Source organism: Enterobacter sp. JH25 (assembly GCF_021725435.1).
Lineage (GTDB): Bacteria > Pseudomonadota > Gammaproteobacteria > Enterobacterales > Enterobacteriaceae > Enterobacter > Enterobacter intestinihominis.
The window spans coordinates 2,773,003-2,797,656 of the sequence record NZ_CP091319.1; the positions used below are offsets into that span (position 1 = coordinate 2,773,003).

At 53.2% G+C, this 24,654-nt stretch carries 28 protein-coding genes, 3 tRNA genes and 1 pseudogene; 12 read left to right on the forward strand and 20 right to left on the reverse strand.

All coding sequences use genetic code 11. The annotated features are described in order from the left end of the window. Positions 1-18: 18 nt before the first annotated feature. The 6 genes from L2Y28_RS13335 to L2Y28_RS13360 all read left to right on the forward strand — a co-directional run bounded on the left by L2Y28_RS13335 (position 19) and on the right by L2Y28_RS13360 (position 5,628). Entirely contained in the window at positions 19-1,140 is a 1,122-nt protein-coding gene (locus L2Y28_RS13335) for a branched-chain amino acid ABC transporter substrate-binding protein (protein WP_022648529.1), read from the forward strand. A gap of 68 nt (positions 1,141-1,208) precedes the next feature. Continuing rightward, positions 1,209-2,123 carry a branched-chain amino acid ABC transporter permease gene (locus tag L2Y28_RS13340; RefSeq protein WP_003859667.1) on the forward strand — a complete coding sequence of 305 codons (915 nt, stop codon included), beginning with the start codon at positions 1,209-1,211 and terminating at the stop codon, positions 2,121-2,123. An 11-nt stretch (positions 2,124-2,134) separates the two neighbouring features. Then, a complete protein-coding gene (livM, locus tag L2Y28_RS13345) occupies positions 2,135-3,409 on the forward strand; it encodes a high-affinity branched-chain amino acid ABC transporter permease LivM (protein WP_022648530.1) in 1,275 nt (424 codons plus the stop codon). After that, positions 3,406-4,281 (forward strand): ABC transporter ATP-binding protein, encoded by an 876-nt coding sequence (locus L2Y28_RS13350; protein WP_022648531.1) that lies wholly within the window; start codon positions 3,406-3,408, stop codon positions 4,279-4,281. Before livM ends, L2Y28_RS13350 begins: the two co-directional genes overlap by 4 nt. After that, positions 4,278-4,994 carry an ABC transporter ATP-binding protein gene (locus L2Y28_RS13355; protein ID WP_032622411.1) on the forward strand — a complete coding sequence of 239 codons (717 nt, stop codon included), beginning with the start codon at positions 4,278-4,280 and terminating at the stop codon, positions 4,992-4,994. Before L2Y28_RS13350 ends, L2Y28_RS13355 begins: the two co-directional genes overlap by 4 nt. A 163-nt stretch (positions 4,995-5,157) precedes the next feature. Beyond that, positions 5,158-5,628, forward strand: coding sequence for a hypothetical protein (locus tag L2Y28_RS13360; RefSeq protein WP_022648533.1), 471 nt, complete (start codon positions 5,158-5,160; stop codon positions 5,626-5,628). Between the two features lie 5 nt (positions 5,629-5,633). On the opposite strand, the gene L2Y28_RS13365 is transcribed toward L2Y28_RS13360, so the two are convergent. The 3 genes from L2Y28_RS13365 to L2Y28_RS13375 are packed head-to-tail and all read right to left on the reverse strand — an operon-like array spanning position 5,634 to position 7,218. Then, positions 5,634-6,560, reverse strand: coding sequence for a LysR substrate-binding domain-containing protein (locus tag L2Y28_RS13365; protein WP_022648534.1), 927 nt, complete (start codon positions 6,558-6,560; stop codon positions 5,634-5,636). 29 nt (positions 6,561-6,589) lie between these two features. Beyond that, positions 6,590-6,949, reverse strand: a complete 360-nt coding sequence (locus L2Y28_RS13370; protein WP_227746612.1) for a hypothetical protein — start codon at positions 6,947-6,949, stop codon at positions 6,590-6,592. Next, on the reverse strand, positions 6,916-7,218 hold the full coding sequence (locus L2Y28_RS13375) for a DUF4225 domain-containing protein (RefSeq protein ID WP_226860866.1): 303 nt from the start codon (positions 7,216-7,218) through the stop codon (positions 6,916-6,918). The genes L2Y28_RS13370 and L2Y28_RS13375 overlap by 34 nt, the downstream gene beginning before the upstream one ends. On the opposite strand from L2Y28_RS13375, the pseudogene L2Y28_RS25515 reads away from it, so the two are divergent. Beyond that, positions 7,156-7,287 (forward strand): annotated as a pseudogene (locus L2Y28_RS25515) (integrase); the annotation flags it as partial. The gene L2Y28_RS13375 and the pseudogene L2Y28_RS25515 overlap by 63 nt on opposite strands. Before the next feature lie 133 nt (positions 7,288-7,420). Here L2Y28_RS25515 and L2Y28_RS13380 read toward each other — a convergent pair. The 6 genes from L2Y28_RS13380 to uvrY form a co-directional block, all read right to left on the reverse strand. Next, positions 7,421-7,507 (reverse strand) — tRNA-Leu (locus L2Y28_RS13380). A gap of 11 nt (positions 7,508-7,518) precedes the next feature. Then, a tRNA-Cys gene (locus tag L2Y28_RS13385) sits at positions 7,519-7,592 on the reverse strand. A gap of 51 nt (positions 7,593-7,643) precedes the next feature. Next, positions 7,644-7,719 (reverse strand) — tRNA-Gly (locus L2Y28_RS13390). A gap of 163 nt (positions 7,720-7,882) precedes the next feature. Then, complete coding sequence (gene pgsA / locus L2Y28_RS13395) at positions 7,883-8,431, reverse strand: CDP-diacylglycerol--glycerol-3-phosphate 3-phosphatidyltransferase (RefSeq protein WP_003859652.1); 549 nt, start codon at positions 8,429-8,431, stop codon at positions 7,883-7,885. Positions 8,432-8,487: 56 nt separating this feature from the next. After that, positions 8,488-10,320, reverse strand: a complete 1,833-nt coding sequence (gene uvrC / locus L2Y28_RS13400) for an excinuclease ABC subunit UvrC (protein WP_022648536.1) — start codon at positions 10,318-10,320, stop codon at positions 8,488-8,490. After that, entirely contained in the window at positions 10,317-10,973 is a 657-nt protein-coding gene (gene uvrY, locus L2Y28_RS13405; RefSeq protein WP_017384478.1) for a UvrY/SirA/GacA family response regulator transcription factor, read from the reverse strand. The genes uvrC and uvrY overlap by 4 nt, the downstream gene beginning before the upstream one ends. 465 nt (positions 10,974-11,438) lie before the next feature. Here uvrY and L2Y28_RS13410 point away from each other — a divergent pair, with 465 nt between their 5' ends. After that, the gene (locus tag L2Y28_RS13410; protein WP_003859644.1) at positions 11,439-11,663 is read left to right on the forward strand and encodes a DUF2594 family protein; all 225 of its coding nucleotides are present in this window, start codon (positions 11,439-11,441) and stop codon (positions 11,661-11,663) included. Between the two features lie 64 nt (positions 11,664-11,727). Here L2Y28_RS13410 and sdiA read toward each other — a convergent pair whose 3' ends face one another. The 9 genes from sdiA to L2Y28_RS13455 form a co-directional block, all read right to left on the reverse strand. Continuing rightward, positions 11,728-12,450 carry a transcriptional regulator SdiA gene (gene sdiA / locus L2Y28_RS13415; protein WP_032622448.1) on the reverse strand — a complete coding sequence of 241 codons (723 nt, stop codon included), beginning with the start codon at positions 12,448-12,450 and terminating at the stop codon, positions 11,728-11,730. A 223-nt stretch (positions 12,451-12,673) separates the two neighbouring features. After that, positions 12,674-13,426, reverse strand: a complete 753-nt coding sequence (gene tcyN / locus L2Y28_RS13420; protein WP_022648539.1) for an L-cystine ABC transporter ATP-binding protein TcyN — start codon at positions 13,424-13,426, stop codon at positions 12,674-12,676. Then, the gene (tcyL, locus tag L2Y28_RS13425; RefSeq protein ID WP_022648540.1) at positions 13,423-14,091 is read right to left on the reverse strand and encodes a cystine ABC transporter permease; all 669 of its coding nucleotides are present in this window, start codon (positions 14,089-14,091) and stop codon (positions 13,423-13,425) included. Before tcyL ends, tcyN begins: the two co-directional genes overlap by 4 nt. Positions 14,092-14,112: 21 nt before the next feature. Further along, positions 14,113-15,099 carry a D-cysteine desulfhydrase gene (gene dcyD, locus L2Y28_RS13430; RefSeq protein ID WP_022648541.1) on the reverse strand — a complete coding sequence of 329 codons (987 nt, stop codon included), beginning with the start codon at positions 15,097-15,099 and terminating at the stop codon, positions 14,113-14,115. A 102-nt stretch (positions 15,100-15,201) separates the two neighbouring features. Beyond that, positions 15,202-16,002 carry a cystine ABC transporter substrate-binding protein gene (tcyJ, locus tag L2Y28_RS13435; RefSeq protein ID WP_022648542.1) on the reverse strand — a complete coding sequence of 267 codons (801 nt, stop codon included), beginning with the start codon at positions 16,000-16,002 and terminating at the stop codon, positions 15,202-15,204. An 86-nt stretch (positions 16,003-16,088) separates the two neighbouring features. Then, the gene (gene fliZ / locus L2Y28_RS13440; protein WP_022648543.1) at positions 16,089-16,640 is read right to left on the reverse strand and encodes a flagella biosynthesis regulatory protein FliZ; all 552 of its coding nucleotides are present in this window, start codon (positions 16,638-16,640) and stop codon (positions 16,089-16,091) included. A 54-nt stretch (positions 16,641-16,694) separates the two neighbouring features. Further along, complete coding sequence (locus tag L2Y28_RS13445) at positions 16,695-17,414, reverse strand: RNA polymerase sigma factor FliA (protein WP_003859623.1); 720 nt, start codon at positions 17,412-17,414, stop codon at positions 16,695-16,697. Between the two features lie 163 nt (positions 17,415-17,577). Next, a complete protein-coding gene (locus L2Y28_RS13450; RefSeq protein ID WP_022648544.1) occupies positions 17,578-19,218 on the reverse strand; it encodes a FliC/FljB family flagellin in 1,641 nt (546 codons plus the stop codon). Between the two features lie 2 nt (positions 19,219-19,220). Next, positions 19,221-19,361, reverse strand: a complete 141-nt coding sequence (locus L2Y28_RS13455; RefSeq protein ID WP_154816805.1) for a hypothetical protein — start codon at positions 19,359-19,361, stop codon at positions 19,221-19,223. Positions 19,362-19,486: 125 nt separating this feature from the next. On the opposite strand from L2Y28_RS13455, the gene fliD reads away from it, so the two are divergent. The 4 genes from fliD (at position 19,487) to amyA (ending at position 23,297) form a co-directional block, all read left to right on the forward strand. Continuing rightward, positions 19,487-20,899, forward strand: coding sequence for a flagellar filament capping protein FliD (fliD, locus tag L2Y28_RS13460; RefSeq protein WP_023330162.1), 1,413 nt, complete (start codon positions 19,487-19,489; stop codon positions 20,897-20,899). A 30-nt stretch (positions 20,900-20,929) separates the two neighbouring features. Next, a complete protein-coding gene (gene fliS / locus L2Y28_RS13465; RefSeq protein ID WP_003859616.1) occupies positions 20,930-21,340 on the forward strand; it encodes a flagellar export chaperone FliS in 411 nt (136 codons plus the stop codon). After that, a complete protein-coding gene (gene fliT / locus L2Y28_RS13470; RefSeq protein ID WP_006811148.1) occupies positions 21,340-21,711 on the forward strand; it encodes a flagella biosynthesis regulatory protein FliT in 372 nt (123 codons plus the stop codon). Before fliS ends, fliT begins: the two co-directional genes overlap by 1 nt. A gap of 98 nt (positions 21,712-21,809) precedes the next feature. Continuing rightward, entirely contained in the window at positions 21,810-23,297 is a 1,488-nt protein-coding gene (amyA, locus tag L2Y28_RS13475; protein ID WP_022648546.1) for an alpha-amylase, read from the forward strand. 504 nt (positions 23,298-23,801) lie between these two features. Here the strand turns inward: amyA and yedD are convergent. Both yedD and fliE read right to left on the reverse strand, forming a co-directional pair. Then, a complete protein-coding gene (yedD, locus tag L2Y28_RS13480; protein ID WP_022648547.1) occupies positions 23,802-24,215 on the reverse strand; it encodes a lipoprotein YedD in 414 nt (137 codons plus the stop codon). A gap of 75 nt (positions 24,216-24,290) precedes the next feature. After that, the gene (gene fliE / locus L2Y28_RS13485; RefSeq protein WP_022648548.1) at positions 24,291-24,605 is read right to left on the reverse strand and encodes a flagellar hook-basal body complex protein FliE; all 315 of its coding nucleotides are present in this window, start codon (positions 24,603-24,605) and stop codon (positions 24,291-24,293) included. Positions 24,606-24,654: the final 49 nt, after the last annotated feature.

The following is a 24,654-nucleotide window of genomic DNA, read 5'->3' on the forward strand; positions in this document are numbered from 1 at the left end:
TTGCTAAGGAACATAATAATGTCGCTGAAATTTACCAAAACTCCCCTCTCCCTGTTGCTGGCCGGTTGTCTGGTGACGGCCTTTTCTGCACAGGCCGATATCGTGATCGGCGTGGCCGGGCCGTTCACAGGCCCGAACGCAACCTATGGCGATCAATACTGGCATGGCGCTACGCAGGCGGCGGAAGACATTAACGCCGCTGGCGGGATCAACGGTGAGAAAATCAAACTGGTTCAGGGCGATGACGCCTGCGAACCCAAACAGGCCGTTGCCGTCGCCAACCGCTTAGTCGATCAGGATAAAGTGAAAGCGGTCGTCGGCCACTTCTGCTCCTCGTCGACCATGCCCGCCTCCGAGGTCTATAGCGATGCCGGGATCCTCTCCATCACCCCCGGCTCAACGAACCCGCTTATTACCGAGCGGGGCATGAGCGATATGTTCCGCATGTGCGGACGTGACGACCAGCAGGGCCAGGTCGCCAGCGATTTTATTCTTGATAAGCTTAAAGCCAAACGGGTCGTCATCATCCACGATAAAGACACCTACGGTCAGGGGCTGGCGGACGCCACTAAAGCGGCGCTGGCGAAACGCGGCGTTAAGGAAGTGATGTACGAAGGGTTGTCCCGCGGGGAGAAAGACTTTAACGCGCTGGTGACCAAAATTGGCGCACAAAAACCAGACGTGGTGTTCTTCGGGGGCTGTCACCCGGAAGCGGGCCCGCTGGTTCGCCAGATGCGTGAACAGGGCGTGCAGGCGAAGTTCTTCTCGGGAGACTGTATCGTCAATGAAGAGATGGTCACCGCCGCCGGTGGGGCGAAGTACACCAACGGTATTTACATGACCTTCGGTAAAGACCCGCGCCTGATCCCGGACGGAAAAGCCGTCATCGAGAAATTCCGCGCCGGTAAATTTGAACCAGAAGGATACACCCTCTACGCCTACGCGTCTGTGCAGGCTATCGCAGCGGCATTCAAGGCCACGAAAGGGACGGATTCCGTAAAAGCCAGCGAGTGGCTGAAGGCCAACCCTGTCGACACGGTGATGGGTAAAAAAGCCTGGGACAGCAAAGGTGACCTCAAAGTGTCTGACTACGTGGTCTACCAGTGGGACGACAAAGGCAAATATAAAGAAGTGCCATAACGGGACGGAATCTGCTCAACGTCGGCAGGTCTGACTGTCGGCGTAACCCTTTATTCAGGTGCGCGACCATGAGTACATTCTTCCTGCAACAATTAATTAATGGCTTAACGCTGGGTTCGGTCTACGGTCTTATCGCCATCGGCTACACCATGGTGTACGGCATCATCGGTATGATCAATTTCGCCCACGGCGAAGTGTATATGATCTCCGCCTATCTCTCGGCCATTGGCCTGGCCCTGCTGGCGTTTTTTGGACTCCACTCCTTTCCGCTGCTGATCCTGGGAACCCTTGTTTTCACCATCGTGGTCACCGGCGTTTATGGCTGGACGATTGAGCGCATCGCCTATAAGCCGCTACGCAATTCGACGCGTCTGGCGCCGCTGATTTCGGCCATCGGGATGTCGTTGATACTGCAAAACTACGTCCAGCTCAGCCAGGGCCCACGGCAGCAGGGCGTACCGACCATGCTGGATGGTGTGCTGCGTTTTCACCTCGGCGAAGGGTTTGTCCAGATAACCTATACCAAAGTCTTTATTCTCATCGCCTCGTTCGCGGGCATGCTGGTGCTGACCTGGATTATCAACCGTACCCGCTTAGGGCGCATGTGCCGTGCGGTGCAGCAGGATCGTAAGATGGCCTCCATTTTGGGTATCAACACCGACAGAATTATTTCGCTGGTGTTTGTTATCGGCGCAGCCATGGCCGGGCTGGCGGGCGTGCTGATCACCATGAATTACGGCACCTTTGATTTTTACGTCGGGTTCGTTATCGGCATCAAGGCCTTTACGGCAGCGGTGCTGGGCGGCATCGGCTCTCTGCCCGGTGCGATGCTTGGCGGGCTGATTCTGGGCGTCGCAGAAGCGCAATTCTCCGGGATGGTGAACTCGGATTATAAAGACGTGTTCTCGTTTGGATTGCTGGTATTAATCCTGATCTTCCGTCCTCAGGGGCTGCTGGGCCGCCCTGTCGTGGCTAAAGTGTAAGGAACAACGCGATGACCTCTGACGGCTTTTCCCTGAAGCGCTGCATTCTGGACGCGATTTTTTCCGGAATGATCGCCCTGATTATTTTCGGCCCGATTGCGGGCGTCATACTGGATGGTTACAGCTTTACCTTTGACGGCCAGCGGCTGGCGTGGATTGTAGGCACGGTGATGCTGGGACGCTTTTTGCTGAGCGCCTTTTCAGCTACGGCGGCCGGAAGACGTTTACAGGCGCGGTTTGAATCCGACAATGCGGGGGTGTATGTCCGGCCACCGGCGTATAAAAGCCGCATGCGCTGGATCATTCCGCTGATTGTCACGCTGGCGATCTGCTTCCCGTTTGTGGCCACAAAATACGTTCTGACGGTCGCTATACTCGGACTGATCTACGTCCTGCTCGGTCTTGGGCTGAACATTGTCGTTGGCCTGGCAGGGCTGCTGGATCTGGGTTATGTCGCCTTCTATGCCATCGGCGCTTACGGGCTGGCGCTCGGGTATCAGTATCTGGGGCTTGGGTTCTGGAGCATGCTGCCGCTGGCGGCGCTAATGGCTGCGGGCGCGGGCGCCCTGCTCGGCTTTCCGGTGTTACGCATGCACGGGGATTATCTCGCCATCGTCACGCTCGGGTTTGGCGAGATCATCCGTCTGGTGCTGAACAACTGGCTTACCTTCACCGGCGGGCCTAACGGCGTTTCAGCCCCTGCCCCGACCTTTTTTGGCCTGGAGTTTGGCCGACGCGCCAAAGAAGGCGGCGTCCCTTTCCACGAGTTCTTCGGCCTGAACTATAACCCCAACATGAAGTTTATCTTCATCTATGCGGTGCTTTTCCTGGTAGTCATGCTGGTGCTGTACATTAAACACCGGCTGACCCGAATGCCCATTGGACGGGCGTGGGAAGCGCTCCGTGAGGATGAGATTGCCTGCCGTTCCATGGGGCTCAACCACGTTCTGGTCAAACTCTCGGCCTTCACCCTGGGCGCATCGACGGCAGGTATCGCCGGGGTGTTTTTTGCCACCTGGCAGGGGTTTGTTAACCCCACCTCTTTCACCTTTTTTGAATCGGCTCTCATCCTCGCGATTGTGGTCCTGGGCGGGATGGGCTCCACCGTCGGCGTCGTACTGGCCGCCTTTGTGCTGACCGTCACGCCGGAACTGCTGCGCAGCTTTGCGGAATACCGCGTGCTGCTGTTTGGCATGCTGATGGTGGTGATGATGATCTGGCGTCCTCGCGGTCTGATCCGCATCAACCGCAGCGGATTTGCCGTGCGTAAAGGAGTGGCGCCATGAACGCAACGATTTTGCGTGTAGAACATCTGATGATGCACTTCGGCGGGATCAAGGCCTTAAACGACGTCAATCTTGAGGTGCAGCGCGGCTCTATTACTGCACTCATTGGGCCTAACGGCGCGGGAAAAACAACCGTCTTTAACTGCCTGACCGGTTTCTACCGGGCCTCCGGCGGCAACATTCTGTTCAATGCACGAAATAAAACCACCAATGTCATTCAGGTGCTCGGCCAGAAACTCCAGCCGGGCGACTGGCTCAGCCCGGCGCAGCTTGGTCAACGCCTGTTCTATAAGATGTTTGGCGGCACGCATCTGGTGAACCGCGCGGGTCTTGCGCGCACGTTTCAGAACATCCGCCTGTTCCGCGAGATGTCCGTTGTGGAAAACCTGCTGGTGGCACAGCACATGCGCGTCAACCGCAATCTGCTGGCGGGGGTGCTGAACACCCCTGCGTATCGTCGGGCAGAGAACGAGGCGCTGGACCGGGCGTTTTACTGGCTGGAGGTGGTGGATCTGGTAGATTGCGCGAACCGTCTGGCCGGGGAAATGTCCTATGGCCAGCAACGACGCCTCGAAATCGCCCGCGCCATGTGCACCGACCCGGAGATGATTTGTCTCGATGAACCTGCTGCCGGCCTGAACCCGGTGGAGACGCACAAGCTGAGCGAGATCATCCGGTTCCTGCGCGACCACCACGACATCACGGTTTTGCTGATCGAGCATGATATGGGGATGGTGATGGGCATTTCAGATGACATCATTGTGCTCGATCACGGCGATGTGATTGCCAGAGGTAAACCGGCTGAGATCCAGCACAATGAAAAAGTGATTGCCGCGTATCTGGGCACCGACGAAAGCGAGGTAAATCTGTGAGCGCACCGATGCTTCAATTTCATAATGTGGACGTTTTTTACGGGGTGATCCAGGCGTTGAAGCAGGTTTCACTTGAGGTAAACAAAGGGGAAACCGTGGCCCTGATTGGCGCTAACGGCGCGGGGAAGTCAACATTACTGATGTCAGTCTTTGGTCAGCCCCGGATCCGCAACGGGCAGATCCTCTTCTGCGGCGAGGATATCAGCCACAAATCCACCCACTATGTTGCCACCGGCGGCATCGCGCAGGCACCTGAGGGACGACGCATTTTCCCGGATATGTCTGTAGAAGAGAACCTGCTGATGGGGACAATCCCCGTCGGCAATCAGCATGCAGCTGAAGATATGCAAAGCATGTTCGACCTCTTCCCTCGCCTCAAGGAGCGGCGTAACCAGCGGGCGATGACGCTCTCCGGCGGTGAACAGCAGATGCTGGCTATTGCCCGGGCGCTGATGAGCCGTCCTAAACTTCTGCTGCTGGATGAACCCAGCCTCGGCCTCGCACCCATCGTGGTTAAACAGATCTTCCAGACGCTGCGCGAACTGGCCCGTAACGGAATGACGATTTTTCTGGTCGAGCAGAATGCCCACCACGCGCTGAAGTTGTCCGACCGCGGCTATGTGATGGTTAACGGCCAGATTCGGTTAAGCGGCAGCGGCGAGGCGTTGCTGAAGGATCCAGAGGTGAGGAAGGCGTACCTGGGCGGCGTGTGAAGCCTGGAGGCTATAGTGAGAAAAACTCACAGTGATTGCCATTATTAATCGTTTTTCTGATGCGACCGCATTCAAATATCATCTTTACGACCCGCCTTTGCGCGGGTCGATAAAACGTTCAGCCGCAAACTGAATAATAATGATAAGAGGATCCGGGGCAAATATGACACTTGATGCGTTATATCAGTTATTGAAAACTGTATTACCACCTGACACCGATTCAGCCGATGATTTACAGGATTTTATGGCCATGCTTATGGCTAAGAAACATCACTCTGAGGCTCTTTCACCGTTTTCGCAGCGCGTATACATGCTGTCCGTTGCCCATCGCGACCCTAAGCAAGCGGCTGCGCTGATTTCAGCCTGTCATCCTGAAGCAGGAAAGCCCCTTCCGATGCTCGACTTCTCCGGCTGGCCGCACGTGCGCTACGCCACGTCGGGTGAATTACAGACGCCTGAGACTGAAGAATATTTTCACAGGATTTCGTCTGCCGCCACGATATTACGCGGTGCAATTATTGACGCTGAGCAGCAGAAAAACACGCCAGCATTTTATATTCTGGATAAGGTACTCAGCCTGAACAGCGCTTTGCCAGAACGCTATAAAAAGATGGCAAACATCTCTTACTCATAACGGTTTTAATAAACCCGGCTTTCATCGTATTCCAGGTAATCGATATCCAGAGCCGGAACGACCGGGGTATGGTTTTGCAGCCAGCCCAGAAGGTGCTGGATGCTCTCTCTTTTGAGCGAATTTTTTGGCCAGACGAGGTAGTAACCATCTCCCGTCGCGATAGCTTCCCTGAACGGCAGGCCCAGCAGGCCGCTTTTCAGGGCATCAAGCGTGAGATGCAGGTCGGCGATAGCGATGCCGTGCCCGTTCATCGCGGCGATACTTCCCTGTTCAAGGGTATCAAACACCATGCCGCTGCTCATATCGAGCCCCGGAAACAATCCTGTTCTTCGCAGCCAGCGCCGCCAGTCACGTCTGTCCGGTGAAGGATGGATCAAATCGCATTGTGAAAGCTGCTGCCGGGCCGGTTCGATAAGCGATGGGGTGCAAACCGGGATAAGCCATTCATGAAAAAGCAGCTGGCTTTCCGTTGTCTCACCAAAACGGCCATTACCGAGAAGGATGGCGCAGTCGTATGGCTCAAGATTGAAATCAACGGTGTCAATGTCCATCCAGACGCTGGCAATCTCCACCTGCGGTTTTGCATGGTTGTTGCGAAAAGATCGCAGCACGTCGAGAAGCCATCTCATGGTCAGGGTGCTGGGTGTTTTTAACCGCAGCAGATGGTTTTCACTGCGAAATGCCCGGCAGGCCCATTCAATGCTCGTGAAGCTTTCGTTCAGCTGTCCGGCAAGCACTCGCCCGGCTTCAGTGACCTCCACGCGAGGACCTTGCCTTTTGAAAAGCTCGCAGTCGAACCACAGTTCAAGGGTACGGACATGTCTGCTGACCGCGCCCGGCGTAATATTGAGCGTTTCAGCGGCTTTTCTGAAGGAGTTCAACCGCGCAGCAACTTCAAACGCACGCAGTGCATACAATGGCGGTAAAGACATAGCGTCCCTTAAATGAAAATTTCATTATGCTAAAACTTGTTCCGGGGCAATGCCAGCAAGTAAATTATGGAGAAAAACAATGAGCCCCAATATACCGAGTCATAGCGATAGGGGTCAAAATCTATATGCAAAAAGCTGCTGACAAACTCGTAGCCATTGGCAAAGATGTTTATTTGAACGGCTGCAATAGTGATTACAAACACCTTATACGCGATAAATAGCGGGTATTTATGCAGCCTGTTAACTTTTAGTTTGCCGAGATAAAGCAAGAGAAAAATTGCAATAGATACAATGAAATAGGCCACGACAGGCCAAACAGGTGGATGAAGCGAAAATTCTAACTCTTGAGACATAATCAATTCTCTTTTGCTATCTGGTACATCTGCCACCCCGTAATACTTCCACTGGTCAAATCCAGCGCCATTGCGGTTTTAGATGCCTCTTGCCAACCTCTGATATAATCGTGGAATGAACTCCAGGACCTCTCTCTGGGACCCAAAATTTTTCTGCCCGCACCATATGCCGATAAAGAGAGATCAACGACGCCATAGACTAAGTCAGCCTGGTTATTACCATAACCTAACTTCGTAGCAGCAAATCTAAAGGGATATCGGATCTGGAAGGAACGCTTAACGAAAAACAGGGAAACGCTGGTCATAAAAACGCGTCACAGACAGCACGTTATGATAGAAAAATTCCTATAGTTCCGGTAGTCGGAGGGCAGTAATGCCCTCTTTTTATGGTGAAGCCGAATGGCGAAAGAATGGCGAATGGCGAATGGCGAAAATTAGGCAATAAAAAACCACCTTTCGGTGGTTTACACGACACTGCTTATCATTGATTTTATTATACTTTTCCCATGGTAGCCGGAGTGGGACTTGAACCCACACAGCGCGAACGCCGAGGGATTTTAAATCCCTTGTGTCTACCGATTCCACCATCCGGCCAGGGAAGAAAGTGGAGGCGCGTTCCGGAGTCGAACCGGACTAGACGGATTTGCAATCCGCTACATAACCGCTTTGCTAACGCGCCTTAAATCTTTTGTCTTTCGACCAGCACCCGCAAACTGCCGATGCATTAATCTGGAGCGGGAAACGAGACTCGAACTCGCGACCCCGACCTTGGCAAGGTCGTGCTCTACCAACTGAGCTATTCCCGCATGTTATCAAGTAACTATTTAACGACTTGCTAAGCACTTGATTTCATTATCGTCCGGCTTACTGTGCCGCCGTTCGATGCGTTGCATTCTACTGATATGACGTTATGAGTCAACGTTATTTTTTGCATCTCAGGATCGTTTGCTGAAAATTAAGCCGAAACGATCACTGTTCAAGCAAATCACCGCGCGCAGCGTTCAAATATTGCAGCATTGACCACAATGTCAGCACCGCCGCAACCCACAGCAGACCAATGCCGGCCCACTCTACCCAGGCATTCGGACGCCACAGCATCCACACCAGCGCCGCCATCTGCGCAGTGGTTTTAACTTTACCGATCCAGGACACCGCCACGCTGCTGCGTTTACCCAGCTCCGCCATCCACTCGCGCAGGGCAGAGATAATAATCTCACGGCCAATCATGGTCGCGGCAGGCAGCGTCACCCACCAGGTATGATAATGTTCCGCCACCAGCACCATCGCGATTGCCACCATCACCTTATCCGCAACCGGATCGAGGAACGCGCCAAAGCGGGTACTCTGGTTCCAGCGACGCGCCAGATAACCGTCAAACCAGTCCGTCACGGCGGCAATCAGGAAAATAAGCGCACAGGCAAAAGGCGCCCAGACGACCGGCAGGTAAAATGCCAGGACGAAGAACGGAATGAGCACAACGCGAAAGAGAGTAAGCAACGTAGGGATATTAAATCGCATGATGACGGTAACTGTCTGTTGTCAGTAAAATTTAGCTCTATGTTGCTACAGAGCCCTCAATGTTTCAACGAGTAGTAGATCTTTTCTGCCAGCCCTTGCGAAATACCCGGCACTTTTGCAATTTCTTCCATACTGGCGTTGAGTAATCCTTGCAATCCGCCCATATACTTCAACAGCATCTGGCGACGTTTTGGCCCGACGCCTTCAATCGTCTCAAGGGTACTGGTATTTTTCACTTTCGCCCGTTTTTTGCGGTGTCCGCTAATGGCATGATCGTGCGACTCATCTCGGATGTGCTGGATCACGTGCAGTGCAGGGGAATCTGGCGGCAGGCTAAAGCCCTCGCCTTCCGGCTCAAAGAACAGCGTTTCCAGGCCAGCCTTACGATCTGCCCCTTTCGCTACCCCTAGCAGCAGCGGATGGTTCTTATCCCACTCCACGTCGAGCGATTCGAATACCGCCTTCGCCTGCCCCAACTGCCCTTTCCCGCCGTCGATAAGGATAACGTCCGGGATTTTGCTCTCTTCAATCGCTTTACCATAGCGACGGCGCAGCACCTGGTTCATGGCGGCATAATCGTCACCGGGCGTAATGCCGGTGATGTTATAGCGACGATACTCTGCCCGCAGTGGTCCATTGGCATCAAAGACCACACACGACGCCACGGTCTGCTCACCCATCGTATGGCTGATGTCGAAGCATTCCATGCGTTTCACTTCCGGCAGCTTGAGCAGCGCAGCAAGCGCGGTTAAACGTTGGCTGACGGTCGATTGCTGGGAAAGTTTGGTGGTCAGCGCCGTGGCGGCATTGGTTCGCGCCAGCTTCAGATAACGCGCACGATCGCCGCGCGGTTTCGTCTGGACATTCACCCGGCGACCTGCCAGCTCTGAAAGTGAGTCCGCCAGCAGGGTTTTATCGTCCAGCGTGAAGTCAAGCAGGATCTCCGAGGGCAGCGTACGCATCTGGCTGCCCTGCAAATAAAACTGGCCGACAAAGGTCTCCACCACTTCACCCATCTCAGTCCCGCCCGGCACTTTCGGGAAGTAACTGCGGCTGCCGAGCACTTTGCCCTGACGAATAAACAGCACGTGAACGCAGGCCAGGCCGGCGTCAAAGGCAACACCGATGACATCGAGGTCGTCGCCCGTATTGGAAACAAACTGCTTCTCGGTCACCCTGCGCACCGCCTGGATCTGGTCGCGGATGCGTGCGGCCTCCTCAAATTCCAGCGCCGCGCTGGCTTTTTCCATGCGGGTAATCAGTTGCGTCAGCACCTGATCGTCTTTCCCGGCTAAAAACAGGCGGACATATTCCACCTGCTGCGCGTACTCTTCTTCGCTCACCAGCCCTTCAACGCATGGTCCCAGGCAGCGGCCAATCTGATATTGCAGGCATGGCCGGGAGCGGTTGCGATAAACGCTGTTTTCGCACTGGCGAACAGGGAAGATTTTTTGCAAAAGCGCCAGCGTTTCCCGCACGGCATAACCATTCGGGAAGGGGCCGAAATATTCACCTTTCGCATGCTTTGCGCCACGATGCATCGCCAGCCGCGGGTGCGTGTCGCCGCTCAGGAAGATAAACGGATAGGACTTGTCATCACGCAGCAGAACGTTGTAGCGCGGCTGATACAACTTAATGTAGTTGTGCTCAAGGAGCAGCGCTTCCGTTTCCGTGTGCGTTACGGTGACATCAATGTTGTGTATAAGTGCGACCAGCGCTTCGGTTTTACGGGAGGCAAGGTTGCTGCGGAAATAACTTGAAAGGCGTTTCTTCAGATCTTTCGCCTTACCGACATAGATAACCGTACCGCCAGCATCATACATCCGGTAGACGCCTGGCTGGCTGGTGACGGTTTTCAGAAATGCTTTTGAATCGAACGCTTCACTCACTGACTTATTAACGACTCCGCATTGCACAAACCATGGCGAATGGCCAGGTGAGTCAGTTCGACATCACCGTGGATGTTCAGTTTACTGAACATCCGATAGCGATAGCTGTTGACCGTTTTCGGGCTGAGATTCAGTTGTTCAGAAATCTCATTCACCTTCTGACCTTTAGTGATCATCAGCATAATCTGCAATTCGCGCTCAGACAAACTGGCAAACGGAGATTCCGTTTTTTCCGGTTCAATCTGACTCAACGCCATCTGTTGAGCAATATCAGAAGCGATATAGCGCTGCCCTGCGTGAACGGTGCGGATCGCATTGACGACTTCCTGCGGCGCAGCGCCTTTACTGAGATACCCCGCAGCCCCCGCCTGCATGACCCTGGCGGGCAGCGGATTTTCGGTATGGACGGTCAGCATGATGACTTTGGTATCAACGAACATGCGCGCGATTTTGCGCGTGGCTTCAAGCCCGCCAATACCGGGCATGTTCATATCCATCAGCACCACGTCTGCGGAGTTCGCGCGACACCATTTGACGGCATCTTCGCCACAGCACGCCTCGCCGGCTACTTTAATACCCTTTATATCTTCAAGAATGCGTCGTATCCCTGCGCGCACCAGTTCGTGGTCATCAACAAGAAGGACGTTGATCAAAGGAAATGTCTCCAGAATAGGGATAACGCTACTGACTGCTAATTGGGTTTATATTAACGGTTTTCCATGCAAGATTAAAACGCTAAAAAATCGGCTATACGATTCGGGTCTCGTTTTTGGAAATTAGGCTGTACAGTAAGTGGAAAGAAAACCCATGTGTACTGGGCTTTACCGCTATTTTTTTAGCACCAGCATTCAAAAAGCCATCAAAACATTTGTTAACGTAAACTAAAAAATGCTCTCATTTTTTTGTAACAACAATTAACGGATGGCGTACCGGCGATAAACATTTAATTGTCGCTAACATATTGGGCAGATTACCTTCATAATCCACACCGGCCAATAATCAATACGCGTAAAAGTATAAAAAACAACCACTGCATTTTTTGCCGCAGCTTGTGGTATACTCCGCCGCCTTAACTTTCATCGTCGCGCTCATGCGCTGTTTTATAATGAGGAAAATAAATGAGCACACCTGAATTTGCCACTGCCGAGAATAACCAGGAACTGGCACAGGAAGTAAACTGCCTGAAGTCGCTGCTGACGCTTATGCTACAGGCGATGGGCCAGGCTGATGCTGGGCGTGTGATCATTAAAATGGAAAAACAGATCGCGCAGATGGAAGATCAGGCGGAATCCGCTGTTTTTGCCAATACAGTTAAGCAAATTAAACAAGCCTACCGCCAGTAACAAAAAAGGCTGGATGCAGTGCATTCAGCCTTTTCCTCGTCTGACACGCAGAACGTGATATCAGTCAAATAAGCCCAGTCGCCGCGGCATAACACGCTATCTGGATCTTATTCGGCGCGTTGAATTTCTTCTGCATATTCTTCTGATGGAAGTTGACGGTATTTTCCGAGATGGAAAGAATGATGGCAATTTCTGCCGACGTCTTCCCTTCTGCGGTCCACTTCAGAATTTCCCGTTCACGCTTGCTGAATTTCATTTCCGGCGGCATCACCGTCTCATGTTCAAAGCGCAACAGTGTAGTGAGCGCCATCTGAACCAGCATTTGTAAACGCAGCTCAATCTCTTCACTGGATATCGAGTGTGCCTGTAAGCTAGTACATGACACGGAGAGGAAGCCGAGCGCATGATTTGGCAGCATCAGACACTGCGTTATTCCCTTACGTAAACCGTGGTCCCGCGCGCCGTCCCATAATTGCTGGGCATCCGTGAATAATTCATCCGTCCAGGGCAAATGACCCTGAATGAAATTCTCCGGCTTCAGTACCGGGTCAATGGCGAAATAATTCTCGGATTGATATTGCGCCATCCATTGTTGCGGATAACTGGAATGGACGGATGTTCGCGGGCGGGTAAATGGCACAGGGTGTCGAACACAAAGCGCATAATAATCGAATTCAAGCGCCTGCGTTTGTCGCTGAAGTTCCTGATATACCTCGTCAGCACAGGTCATTTCCTGAAACCGGAGGACGCATTCCCGTCGCCAGGTGAAAAAGTCTATATCCCTCATACTTGCCGAATGAAGCCTCTGATAAAGATAATCATTATTATGGTGAATATAACCTAACACATAAAGCAGGATCATTTATATAAAATATCGACCACAGACGGATTATCTTTAATTTGGCGATGGCTTACCCACATCGGGTGGAATAAAAAATCAACAAAACTGAATTTATGGGAGGATAATTTGCTCCAGAAGTGACATCTGGAGCAAATTGAGCGTGAAAATGCTACTGCATTAAGAATTTTTCAAGGAACTGGCGGGTTCGAGGCTGCAGAGGATTGGCAAACAGCGCCTTAGCTGGCCCCTGCTCTACTATTCGCCCCTGATCCATGAAAATTGCCCGATCGGCAACGTCGCGAGCGAAGCTCATTTCATGCGTCACAATCACCATCGTGCGTTTTTCCTGCGCCAACTGTCGGATAGTGTTAAGCACTTCCCCGACCAGCTCAGGATCGAGTGCGGATGTGGGTTCGTCGAACAGGATCACATCCGGGCGCATCGCCAGCGCGCGCGCAATGGCGACACGCTGCTGCTGCCCGCCAGATAACCGACGCGGATAGCTCGTCTCCTTCCCGGCCAGGCCAACCTTTGCCAGCAGCTCGCGGGCGCGGGCCGTCGCGTCTTCCTTTGGTTCACCCTTTACGATGACCGGACCTTCGATAATATTTTCCAGCACCGTACGGTGCGGAAAGAGATTAAAGCTCTGGAATACGAAGCCAACATGCTGACGCAGGCGGCGAATCAGCCCTTTTTGCTGGCTGATGGGTTTCCCGGTATCAATGGTGATATCGCCCACGCGGATCGTCCCACCTTCGGGCTGCTCAAGCAAATTAATGCTGCGCAACAGCGTGGTTTTCCCTGACCCACTCGGGCCGATAATTGCTACCACTTCGCCCTGCTCAACCTCAAGGTCGATGCCGTGCAGCACCGTTTGCCCGTGGAATTTTTTCACCAGGTTTTTGACGTCAATTGCACTCATTTTGGATCTCGCTCCTGGCGGTTAAGCTGGTTTTCAAAATAGTTTTGCAGGGCGGACAGCACCGTCGCCATTACCCAGTAAATCAGCGAGGCCGCCAGATACATGGTAAACACTTCCAGCGTGCGCGAGGTGATCAGCTGCGCCTGACGGAACAGCTCCGGCACCTGAATGGTCGCCGCAAGCGAGGTGTCTTTCACCAGGCTGATAAAGCTGTTGCTCAGCGGAGGTAGCGCCACGCGCGCCGCCTGGGGCAGGATCGCCCGGCGCAGCGTCTGCCACGGGGTCATCCCGATACTGGCCGCTGCTTCCCACTGTCCTTTATCGATGGACGAGATCGCCGCACGCAGCGTTTCAGAGGTGTACGCCGCCGTATTCAGCGACAGGCCAATCATCGCCGCCGGGATCGGATCCAGCTCGATACCGAACTGGGGCAGCCCGTAGTAAATCATAAACAGCTGGGCGATAAGCGGCGTTCCGCGAAACACGGAGATGTAAAACCGCGCCAGCCACCGCACCGGCCAGACGTTCGACATGCGCATCAGTGCCAGCACAAACCCGAGCACCAGCCCGAAGAACATACCGCCGATACTGAGCTGTAAAGTAAACACCGCGCCTTTAAGCAAGAACGGCAGCGAATCAATAACCAGTTGAATACTTTCTTGCATTATTATTTTTCTACCTGATTTTTAGACATGGGGATGATAGGCAAACAGCGCAGGCGCCCCGCCAGTATGAACAAACAAAATGGGTCCTTCATCCTTAAAGCGCTTGCGGGCGATACCGTCGATAAGGCCCGCCATCGCCTTACCGGTATAGACAGGGTCAAGCAGAATACCTTCGAGGCGGGCCAGCAGCTTAACGGCCTCCATCCCTTCATCATTGGGGGTACCATAGCCCGGCGCGAAGTAGTCATCCCACAGCAATATTTCCGCCTTCGCCTGAAGCGCAAGCTGTTCTGCCACCGCCTGTTGCAGGGTGACGACTTTCGGCTTTTGATCCGCAACGCTTCTGGAAACCGTCACGCCAATCAACTCTACGTCCGGCATCAGTTGCTCAAGCCCGACCGCTAAACCGGCATGGGTCCCGGCACTGCCGGACGCCACTACCACCGAGGACAAACTCACCGCGCCTTCGCACTGCTGGGCGATTTCCAGCGCGCTCTCAACATAGCCGAGGGCACCCAGCGCATTCGAGCCGCCAACCGGGATGACGTACGGACGAAAGCCCTGCGCTTCCAGGCGCGTCGCCAGTTCATCAAGCTGTGCAGCCGGGTCGGTCAACGCGTCAACCATTTCAACTTGGACGTTGAACAGATCCAGCATCAGGCGGTTACCGTTAGTCAGGTAATTCTCTGCCTGCGTGCCAATCGGGTTCTCCAGCAGGGCTACGCAGTGAAGGCCCAGCTTCGCCGCCACTGCCGCCGTCTGGCGAACGTGGTTAGACTGAATTGCCCCGGCGGTGATCAGCGTATCCGCGCCCTCGCGCAGGGCATCGGCGGCGAGAAATTCCAGCTTGCGCAGCTTATTCCCGCCCATCGCCATGGGCGTCACATCGTCACGCTTAATGAAAATATCGCGCCCCAGATAGTCAGAAAATCGCGGCAGATACTCCAGCGGCGTGGGTGCGCCGATAAATTCCAGACGGGGAAAGCGCGTTAAATTCTGTAGTGACATGGTTCCTCCGGTCACGCAAACAATTGTTATTTCATTATGCACGCAGACGCACGAGAAATAAAAAAGGCGCTTTTAAAAGCGCCTTTTTTGTCGGTCAGAGACTTATTTCGTCACGTCTGCGCCGAACCACTTCTCAGAAAGCGCCTTCAGGCTGCCGTCTTTCTGCATTTCAGCAATGGCGCCGTCAATGGCTTTCAGCAGATCTTCGTTACCTTTACGCACCGCCACGCCGGACTCCTGACGGGAGAACGCATCGCCCGCGACGGCCAGGGTATTGTTGGTTTTCTTCACCAGATCCAGCGCTGCCAGGCGGTCAACCAGAATGGCGTCTATACGGCCTACGCGCAGATCCTGGTATTTCGTCGGGTCATCATCATAGGTGCGGATGTCCACGCCCTGCACGTTCTGGCGCAGCCACTCTTCGTAGTTGGTGCCCAGACCGACGCCGACTTTCTTACCTTTCAGATCCGCGGCGGATTTGATGCTGCCTTCGTTACCTTTCTTCACCAGCGCCTGGATACCGGACACGGTGTACGGCGTGGAGAAGTCATACTTCTTCTTACGCTCGTCAGAAATGGTCACCTGGTTAATCACCACGTCGATACGTTTGGAATCCAGTGACGCCAGCATACCATCCCATTTGGTCGGTTTCAGGGAGGCTTTGACGCCGAGATGCTTGGCCAGCTCTTGCGCAAACTCCACTTCAAAACCGGTCAGCTTACCGTCGTCGCCCTGGAAGCTGAACGGAGGATAGGTTCCTTCCAGCCCAACCAGCAGCGTGCCGCGCTCTTTGACTTTGTTGAGCAGATTATCTGCCGCGAACGTTTTCACGCTCATCCCCGCGACCAGCGCAACGGCCATCATCCCCATCAGCGCCTGACGACCCAGAACTGCTAATTTCATAAGTACTCCGATACAGTGGAATTTTTGAGTAGTGTAGAGAAATCGCCTGCAACGTCAAAGGCGGCTGCGCTACATCTTATTCTTTTTTAATATATATCAGAAGTTGTTCCGGCGTGGACTTTCTGCTTTATGACGCCCGGCATCTGGACTTTATATTGCGCGTACTTTCGCAGCGCGATGCGGTAATTGTTGGTACTGGTGGCGGGCAGCCAGGGCTCCAGATTTTCATCCAGGTATCCGGTCGTCAACAGATCGCGGGAGATATTTTGCATGGTCAAATGCTGACCCAGGCGGCGCAGGCGAACCACGTATTCACGCACGGTGCCGTGACTCATCTCCGTTTGTTCAAACAGGAATTGCTTGAAGCCGATAATATCGAAGAAGTCGCTTTGCTCTTTGCAGTGGAGATCGCCACAGAAACGGCAAAGCGCTACCCACTCTTTTCGCTCTTCAAGCCAGGCGGCTTCATCCATCAGCGTGTCGAGGCGGGAAATCGCAATCTTATTCACGATTTCACCGCGACGAACCAGCGTGATGCGGTCGAGTAATTTTTTACAGTGGGCGCAATGCGTCTGGCTGTGTTTAAAGTCTTTCAGGTAGCGGCTTAAAGGCCGTCTTTTAGATTGCTGCACCGTCATGATAACTCCTGGTTGTCAATACGTTGTGCGGCATTTCCAAGGCGAATGACTCACCTATAACTTACCCAGTTTTGTGCGCAGGCGTTTAATGGCCTGGCTGTGCAGCTGGCTCACCCGTGACTCGCCCACCTCCAGCACGGCGCCAATCTCTTTGAGATTGAGCTCTTCCTGGTAATAGAGGGTTAACACCAGTTGCTCACGTTCCGGTAAAGCTTCAATCGCTTCCATCACGCGCTGGCGTAAATTCCCTTCCAGTAAGTGGTGTAACGGGTTTTCTTGCTGATGTTCATCCGTCACCAGCTCGATGCTATCGCCATGCTCTTCGCGCCACTCATCATAAGAGAAGAGTTGGCTGTTATTAGTATCGAGCAACATCTGGCGATACTCTTCAACAGGAATGCCCAGACGCTCCGCCACTTCGGTTTCCGTCGCGTTGCGCCCCAGTTCCTGTTCCAGCTGCCCCATCGCATGCGCCACTTCGCGCGCGTTGCGGCGAACGCTGCGCGGCACCCAGTCGCGGCTGCGCAGCTCGTCCAGCATCGCACCACGAATACGCTGCACTGCGTAAGTCGTAAATGCCGTTCCTTGCAGAGCGTCGTACCGGTCAACTGCATTCAATAACCCGATACCGCCCGCCTGTAGCAGATCGTCCAGTTCCACGCTCGCCGGCAAACGCACCTGGAGGCGCAATGCTTCGTGACGCACCAGCGGAACATAACGCTGCCACAGCGAGTGTTTATCCATTACACCTTCAGCGGTATAGAGTGAATTCACGATAAACAGCCCTGCGTTAGTTGAGTTATCGGCATGATTATCCGATTCTGGAGGGGTTTTAATCGGGTGAATAGTGGGTGAAATGAGGGGTTATTTGGGGGGTTACGCTTGTGCGTGGATAGAAAAAACCCCGCCGAAGCGGGGTTTAAGCGTAATCAGGCGATTAGCCTTGCAGCAGAGACAGAACCTGCTGAGGAACCTGGTTAGCCTTGGCCAACACGGAGTTACCAGCCTGCTGGATGATCTGCGCTTTAGACATATTTGACACTTCGGTCGCATAGTCGGCGTCCTGAATACGGGACTGCGCTTCAGACAGGTTGGTGGTGGTGTTGTTCAGGTTGGTTACCGCAGAGCTCAGACGGTTTTGTACCGCACCCAGAGAAGAACGGAATTTATCGATGGAGCTGATAGCGTCGTCCAAGGCTTTCAGTGGGTCAGTAGTGGCAGTAGTAGCAGTCTGAGCGTCAGTGGTGATCTTACCATTCGCATCTTTGTGCGCAACCTTGCCAGAACCATTGGTGATAGAGCCATCAGTCTGAACAAAATAAGTAGCTGTATTTGTGGTGGTTAATGCAGCGTTGTTATCAACATACACATCCGCAGCACCGTTTTTAACCGCACCGGCGTTGTCTACGGCATAGCCGGTAGATGTTGTATAACCTGCTGCAGCAGCACCGCTCTGCAGTTTGTCAGCGCTGATAGAGGCATTAGTAACATCGATAGTACCAGCCGTACCGCCTGCCAGAGTCAGGGTTTCGCCAGATGCAGTGGTAATAGAAGAAGCAATCGCAGTACCACCGCCGTTAGCCTGCAGACCAGCCAGTGTTGCAACTGGTGGGGTACCCGCGCTGTTTTTGGTCAGGTTGCCGGTAGTATCCAGATACAGAGCAGCACCATCATCTTTAGCGGTTAAAGTACCGTCTTTAGCAATGATGACGTCTTGTTTAGTTGTACCGATAGTAACGGTAGCTGAGGTAGTGTCGCCCGCAGATGGGTTCAGGTAGCTCAGAACCTGTGCAGAGGTCGCGCCTGTTACACCGAAAGTAAACTTGTCGTTTGCTTTATCGTAGGTGTAGGTATTTGCTGCTCCTGAGAGACCATCAGCAACAGTGCCAGCACTGAGGACAGTGTCACCATTTGCCAGGCTACCTAATACATCTGCAGAAGATGCAGCTTTAAATCCTGCAGAACCTGTGTACGTATTACCAGCCAGGGTAAAGCCAGCAGCGGTCATATCGGCTGCAGTTGCAACTGCGTTGGCTACGCCACCTTTACCGTTAACGTTAAAACCGGACAGTTTCAGAGTATTAGAGTCTATTTGTTTCAGGTCGATGGTGATGGTCTGGCCATCGTTCGCGCCAACCTGAATTTTCATGGAGCCGTCTTTTGCCAGCACGTTCACGCCGTTGAACTGGGTCTGACCAGATACGCGGTCAATTTCGTCCAGACGGGATTTGATTTCATCCTGAATTGAGTCCAGGTCAGACTGGGAGTTAGTACCGGTAGAAGACTGAACGGTCAGCTCACGAATACGCTGTAAGTTGTTGTTGATTTCAGACAGTGCGCCTTCAGTAGTCTGTGCAACAGAGATGCCGTCGTTAGCGTTACGTGCAGCCTGAGTCAGACCTTTGATGTTGGAGGTGAAGCGGTTAGCAATCGCCTGGCCAGCAGCATCATCTTTTGCGCTGTTGATACGCAGACCAGATGACAGACGCTCAATGGCGGTAGACATTGAAGACTGGTTCTTGTTGATGTTGTTCTGAGTGATCAGCGAGAGGCTGTTGGTATTAATGACTTGTGCCATGATTACGTTTCCTGTTGTTCATCAAATCTGTGGGTTAGATTTGGGTTTCCACCCTTCGGCTTCATCGCCGTCAATGGTGTTATCGTCTGGTCCAAACCAACCTTTAGATTTTTTTTCAGGATCGCATCATTTTTTTTAGCCACAGAAATACTCTTCTCCAATAGCGTTATTCTCGCCATTAAAAATTTGAACCTAACCGTAAACTTTCCTGAGTTGAGGCCGATAACCCCACTATTCGTTCTACGTGTCGTTACATTAAGGAATAAATATGGCAAGTATTTCTACGTTGGGAGTCGGATCAGGTTTGCAGTTAGGCGACATTTTGGACAGTCTGACCGCTGCACAAAAAGCACAACTGACGCCGATCTCTAAGCAGCAGACTTCCTATACAGCAAAACTTAGTGCCTACGGCACGCTGAAAAGTGCATTGGAATCCTTCCAGACGGCAAATACTGCACTTAGCAAAGCCGATCTGTTTACAGCGACTACCACCGCCAGCAGCAGCACAGCCTTCAGTGCCACAACCACCGGCAGCGCGATTGCGGGTAAATACACCATTAACGTATCGCAGCTTGCGCAGGCGCAAACCCTGACAACAGCTAAAACGCAAAGTGATAATAAAACGGCGATTGCGACGGCGGACAGCGCCATCACCATTCAGCAAGGTGGTGACAAGAAACCTGTCACTATTGATATCAGTGCGGAAAACTCATCTCTGAGTGGAATCCGAGATGCGATCAACAAAGCGGATGCTGGCGTAAGTGCCAGTATTATTAACGTCGGTAATGGTGAGTATCGTCTGTCCATTACGTCAAAAGATACCGGTAAAGACAATGCCATGACTATTAGTGTCAGCGGCGATACGGCACTTCAGTCCTTCATGGGCTACAACGGTAATAGCGCAGATACCACTAACGGCATGATGGAAAGCGTTACGGCCCAAAATGCGCTATTGAAAGTTAATAACGTTGATATTGAAAACAGCAGCAATACAATCAGTGATGCGCTGGAAGATATCACTCTCAACCTGAACGACGTGACAACCGGTAATCAGACCTTAACGATCACTACCGATAACACTAAAGCGACCAAAGCGATAAACGACTGGGTGACGGCGTATAACTCCCTGCAAGATACTTTCAGCAGCCTCACAAAATATACTGCTGTGGATGCGGGTTCAGACGCTCAGAATACCAGTAACGGCGCGTTATTAGGCGACAGTACGCTACGCACTATTCAGACTCAGTTGAGAAGCGTGCTGAATAATCCTCACACCAGTTCCAATATCAAGACCCTGGCTCAAGCTGGCATCACTACCGACCCAAGCACCGGTAAACTGGAAGTGGATGATGACAAGCTTAGCGCGGCAATGAAAAAAAGCGCGGCTGGTATCAAAGACCTGCTGATCGGTGACGGGAAAACATCCGGTATCACCACCACCGTTGGAACAAACCTCACAGGTTGGCTCTCCAGTACCGGCATCATTCAGGCTGCCAAAGATGGTGTCAGTAAAACCCTGAACAATTTAACTAAGCAATATAACGCGGCCAGCGAGCGTATCGACACCATGGTAGCGCGTTATAAAGAACAGTTTACGCAATTAGACGTCATGATGAACTCGCTGAACTCTACCAGCAGCTACCTGACGCAGCAGTTCGAAAATACGTCCAGTAACAAGTAGTAAACGCTAATCAGACCCGAGGGGGATAACATGTACGGCGCAAAAGGCACGCAGGCCTACGCAAAGATAGAAGTTGAAAGCGCGGTGATGAGCGCCAGCCAGCAGCAGCTGGTAATCATGCTATTTGATGGAGCCCTCAGCGCGCTGGTACGCGCGCGTCTGTTCCTGGCAGACGGTAATATTCCTGCTAAAGGGCTGGCGCTCTCAAAAGCCATCAACATTATCGAAAACGGGCTGAAGGTTGGCCTGGTGGAAAATAACGGTGATGAGCTTACGCAAAACCTGATTGCCCTTTATGCCTATATGGTACGTCGCCTCCTGCACGCCAACGTGAATAACGACGCCAGCGCCATCGAAGAGGTGGAAAACCTGCTGCGCAATATCGCTGACGGGTGGAAGGAGGTTGCCGGTACGCCACAACTGATGCAGGACGCCGTCTAATGAGTAACGCACCGCAACTTTATGCCCTTTATCAGCAACTCCTTGAGCAGAGCCAGTTGATGTTGCGACTGGCGCGGCAGGGACTATGGGATGATCTGATCATCTGTGAAACCGACTATGTTAATGCGGTGCACTCACTGGCTCGTCTCACTCAGGAAAGTGAACCTTCGATGCAGATTCAGGAGCAGCTTCGCCCGACGCTGCGGGTGATCCTGGACAACGAAGGCCAGGTAAAAACATTGCTGCAAGCCAGAATGGATGAGCTGGCGAAGCTGGTTGGGCAATCCTCCATCCAGAAAACCGTTCTCTCCACCTACGGTAATCAGGGCGGTCATGTCCTTGTTCCGCAAAGTAATAGCGATATTAATTAGCCATTTAACTGGCGGGCAAGCGTTAACCGTTTCGTTCGCCAGGCATTTCTGCCAAACCTGCTCCATACTTGAGTTTCGCGACCTCATGGAGATGGTGCATGCGCAACCCAACACTTTTACAATGTTTTCACTGGTACTACCCCACCGGCGGTGAATTGTGGCGAGAAGTCACGGCATTAGCCCCCAACCTGAACGAAATCGGCATCAATATGGTCTGGTTACCCCCGGCCTACAAAGGCGCATCCGGCGGCTATTCCGTCGGGTATGACTCTTATGACCTTTTCGACCTCGGTGAGTTTGACCAGAAAGGCAGTGTCGCCACCAAATACGGCGATAAAGCCCAGCTGCTGGAGGCCATCAACGCCTTAAAAAGTAACCAGATTGCGGTGCTTCTGGACGTGGTGGTCAACCACAAAATGGGCGCCGATGAAAAGGAACCTGTCCGCGTGCAACGCGTGGATGCTCAGGATCGCACCCAAATCAGCGATGAGATCATCGAATGTGAAGCCTGGACGCGCTACACCTTTCCCGTTCGGGCCGGCCAGTATTCGCAGTTCATCTGGGATTACAAATGCTTTAGCGGTATCGACCACATTGAAAATCCCAGTGAGGACGGTATCTTCAAAATCGTGAACGACTACACCGGCGAAGGCTGGAACGATCAGGTCGACGACGAGATGGGCAATTTCGATTACCTGATGGGTGAAAATATTGATTTTCGCAACCACGCGGTGACGGAGGAGATCAAATACTGGGCGCGCTGGGTGATGGAGCAAACCCACTGCGACGGCTTCCGCCTGGACGCGGTAAAACACATTCCGGCCTGGTTCTATAAAGAGTGGATTGAACATGTCCAGGAGGTGGCCCCGCAGCCGCTGTTTATTGTGGCGGAATACTGGTCTCACGAAGTGGATAAATTGCAGCACTACATCAATCAGGTAGACGGCAAAACCATGCTGTTTGATGCGCCACTGCAAATGAAATTTCACGAAGCGTCACGCCAGGGACGCGACTACGATATGAGCCAGATTTTCACCGGTACGCTGGTGGAAGCCGATCCGTTCCATGCCGTGACGCTGGTGGCCAACCACGACACCCAACCCTTGCAGGCGCTGGAAGCCCCGGTTGAAGCCTGGTTCAAACCGCTGGCGTACGCGCTCATCCTGCTGCGTGAAAACGGCGTGCCGAGCGTGTTCTATCCGGATCTTTTTGGCGCCAGCTATGACGACACCGGCGGGGATGGCGAGACGTATCACATCGATATGCCGGTGATTGAACAGCTCCACGAGCTGATCCTCGCCCGGCAGCGTTTTGCCCACGGCGTGCAAACCCTCTTTTTCGATCATCCAAACTGCATTGCGTTTAGCCGCAGCGGGACAGAGGAGCACCCGGGCTGTGTGGTGGTGCTGTCGAATGGTGATAACGGTGAGAAGACGATCTGCCTCGGCGAGAATTACGGCAATAAGACCTGGCGGGATTTTTTAGGCAACCGCGAGGAAACCGTGACCACGGCGGCGGATGGCGAAGGGACGTTCTTCTGTAACGGGGGAAGCGTCAGCGTCTGGGTGATTGAAGACGCACTGTAGTACGGGAAAGGTGCGGCCTGATGCCCTCACCCCGACCCTTTCCCACAGGGAGAGATATCCCCAGTAATTTGAAAGCAGAAGCAATAACGTTGCCTTCATAATAACTGAGGACTTTCAGCAATGCCCTGGTCCGGCTGTAAATCGCCGAAGCGTTTCCGTAAGGCCGGGGCGAGGCGCAGGGAAGCGCCGAGAGGGCGTGGCCTGCATGGATGCAGGCTCATGCCCGTCCCGATAGCCTGAAGGAAAAAGCTGAGGGTACCGCGAAGCGGCGATTTTCCGCCGGGAGCCCGGGTCGCCAGGGTGGTGGCGACTGAGCCACCCTGGCACGTTCACCGCTCATGTCGCTACAGAGTAGCAAGGAACATAAAGTGAACGGAATGACCACCAGAGCCGTATGTTCCCCCTCACCCCAGCCCTCTCCCTCCAGGGAGAGGGGGCCGACGGTGAAGGCATTATTTTGTGGAGATCCCTCAGACCACGGGTAGGGCGCAAACTCCAAAACGGTTACGGAAGCTTACTCTCCAGCGGATTCTTGCTCAGGTAATCTGCGCATTCCACCGTTGGGCGGTCAACCTTGTACAGTTCCATGCCGTCATACTCCAGCGCCGCCCCATCACGATCGAGCGGATAGACGTCTCGTTTTTCGGTCACGTTATAATAATCATCTGAACGCAGCATGATCTTACCCGGCACCGCGATAACGCGCTGCCACTGACGGCAGTCCAGGGTATCACCCTCTGGCGTCACCACCAGCGTGGCAATCGCCTCCGGGCTCACCATCGCGCTCTGCGGCCCTTTCGACTGCCAGTAACCTGCCAGATGCGAAGGTGCCGGATGCTTAACCACTTCCTGATAGTTTTCGACCTGAACGCATCCCGCTAACGTCAGCATTGCAGCCACAATTGCTACTTTTTTCATCATCTTTCCTGCATGCGAAGAAAAAAATATTGTGGCATTAAAGCCATCAGGCTGCCAGCGTAAGATTGGAAGGTTTCACACCTGCATCGACATCACGTCCTGATACGCCGACACCAGCTTGTTACGCACCTGCAACCCCATCTGCAATGACACCGACGCTTTTTGCAGATCGGCCATCACATCGTTGAGCGCCACGCCGGGTTCACCGAGGGTAAATCTCTCAGCCTGGGTACGGGCCGCGTTTTGCTTATCGCTGATCCGGTCCAGCGCCGCATGCAGTTGACCGGCGAAGCTAATGCCCTGCGGCTGGTCAGTTACGCTCTGATTACGGGCGGTCATCGCCGTCGCCTGTAACTGACTGAGTACCCCTTCAATGCCCTGTATAGCCATGACTCTCCCCTGGATGGTTTTTTACGAGGTCAAGACTAACAGCTTGTCA

Excerpts from the sequence above, each read along its gene's own strand:
- L2Y28_RS13360 (WP_022648533.1), top strand. The coding sequence starts at position 5,158 with ATGACACTTGATGCGTTATATCAGTTATTGAAAACTGTATTACCACCT.
- L2Y28_RS13450 (WP_022648544.1), bottom strand. The coding sequence starts at position 19,218 with ATGGCACAAGTCATTAATACCAACAGCCTCTCGCTGATCACTCAGAAC.
- sdiA (WP_032622448.1), bottom strand. The coding sequence starts at position 12,450 with ATGAGGGATATAGACTTTTTCACCTGGCGACGGGAATGCGTCCTCCGG.
- L2Y28_RS13335 (WP_022648529.1), top strand. The coding sequence starts at position 19 with ATGTCGCTGAAATTTACCAAAACTCCCCTCTCCCTGTTGCTGGCCGGT.
- L2Y28_RS13365 (WP_022648534.1), bottom strand. The coding sequence starts at position 6,560 with ATGTCTTTACCGCCATTGTATGCACTGCGTGCGTTTGAAGTTGCTGCG.
- fliE (WP_022648548.1), bottom strand. The coding sequence starts at position 24,605 with ATGGCTATACAGGGCATTGAAGGGGTACTCAGTCAGTTACAGGCGACG.
- livM (WP_022648530.1), top strand. The coding sequence starts at position 2,135 with ATGACCTCTGACGGCTTTTCCCTGAAGCGCTGCATTCTGGACGCGATT.
- L2Y28_RS13340 (WP_003859667.1), top strand. The coding sequence starts at position 1,209 with ATGAGTACATTCTTCCTGCAACAATTAATTAATGGCTTAACGCTGGGT.
- tcyN (WP_022648539.1), bottom strand. The coding sequence starts at position 13,426 with ATGAGTGCAATTGACGTCAAAAACCTGGTGAAAAAATTCCACGGGCAA.
- L2Y28_RS13410 (WP_003859644.1), top strand. The coding sequence starts at position 11,439 with ATGAGCACACCTGAATTTGCCACTGCCGAGAATAACCAGGAACTGGCA.
- amyA (WP_022648546.1), top strand. The coding sequence starts at position 21,810 with ATGCGCAACCCAACACTTTTACAATGTTTTCACTGGTACTACCCCACC.
- L2Y28_RS13375 (WP_226860866.1), bottom strand. The coding sequence starts at position 7,218 with ATGACCAGCGTTTCCCTGTTTTTCGTTAAGCGTTCCTTCCAGATCCGA.
- L2Y28_RS13350 (WP_022648531.1), top strand. The coding sequence starts at position 3,406 with ATGAACGCAACGATTTTGCGTGTAGAACATCTGATGATGCACTTCGGC.
- fliT (WP_006811148.1), top strand. The coding sequence starts at position 21,340 with ATGAGTAACGCACCGCAACTTTATGCCCTTTATCAGCAACTCCTTGAG.
- fliZ (WP_022648543.1), bottom strand. The coding sequence starts at position 16,640 with ATGACGGTGCAGCAATCTAAAAGACGGCCTTTAAGCCGCTACCTGAAA.
- pgsA (WP_003859652.1), bottom strand. The coding sequence starts at position 8,431 with ATGCGATTTAATATCCCTACGTTGCTTACTCTCTTTCGCGTTGTGCTC.
- fliS (WP_003859616.1), top strand. The coding sequence starts at position 20,930 with ATGTACGGCGCAAAAGGCACGCAGGCCTACGCAAAGATAGAAGTTGAA.
- yedD (WP_022648547.1), bottom strand. The coding sequence starts at position 24,215 with ATGAAAAAAGTAGCAATTGTGGCTGCAATGCTGACGTTAGCGGGATGC.
- tcyL (WP_022648540.1), bottom strand. The coding sequence starts at position 14,091 with ATGCAAGAAAGTATTCAACTGGTTATTGATTCGCTGCCGTTCTTGCTT.
- tcyJ (WP_022648542.1), bottom strand. The coding sequence starts at position 16,002 with ATGAAATTAGCAGTTCTGGGTCGTCAGGCGCTGATGGGGATGATGGCC.
- fliD (WP_023330162.1), top strand. The coding sequence starts at position 19,487 with ATGGCAAGTATTTCTACGTTGGGAGTCGGATCAGGTTTGCAGTTAGGC.
- dcyD (WP_022648541.1), bottom strand. The coding sequence starts at position 15,099 with ATGTCACTACAGAATTTAACGCGCTTTCCCCGTCTGGAATTTATCGGC.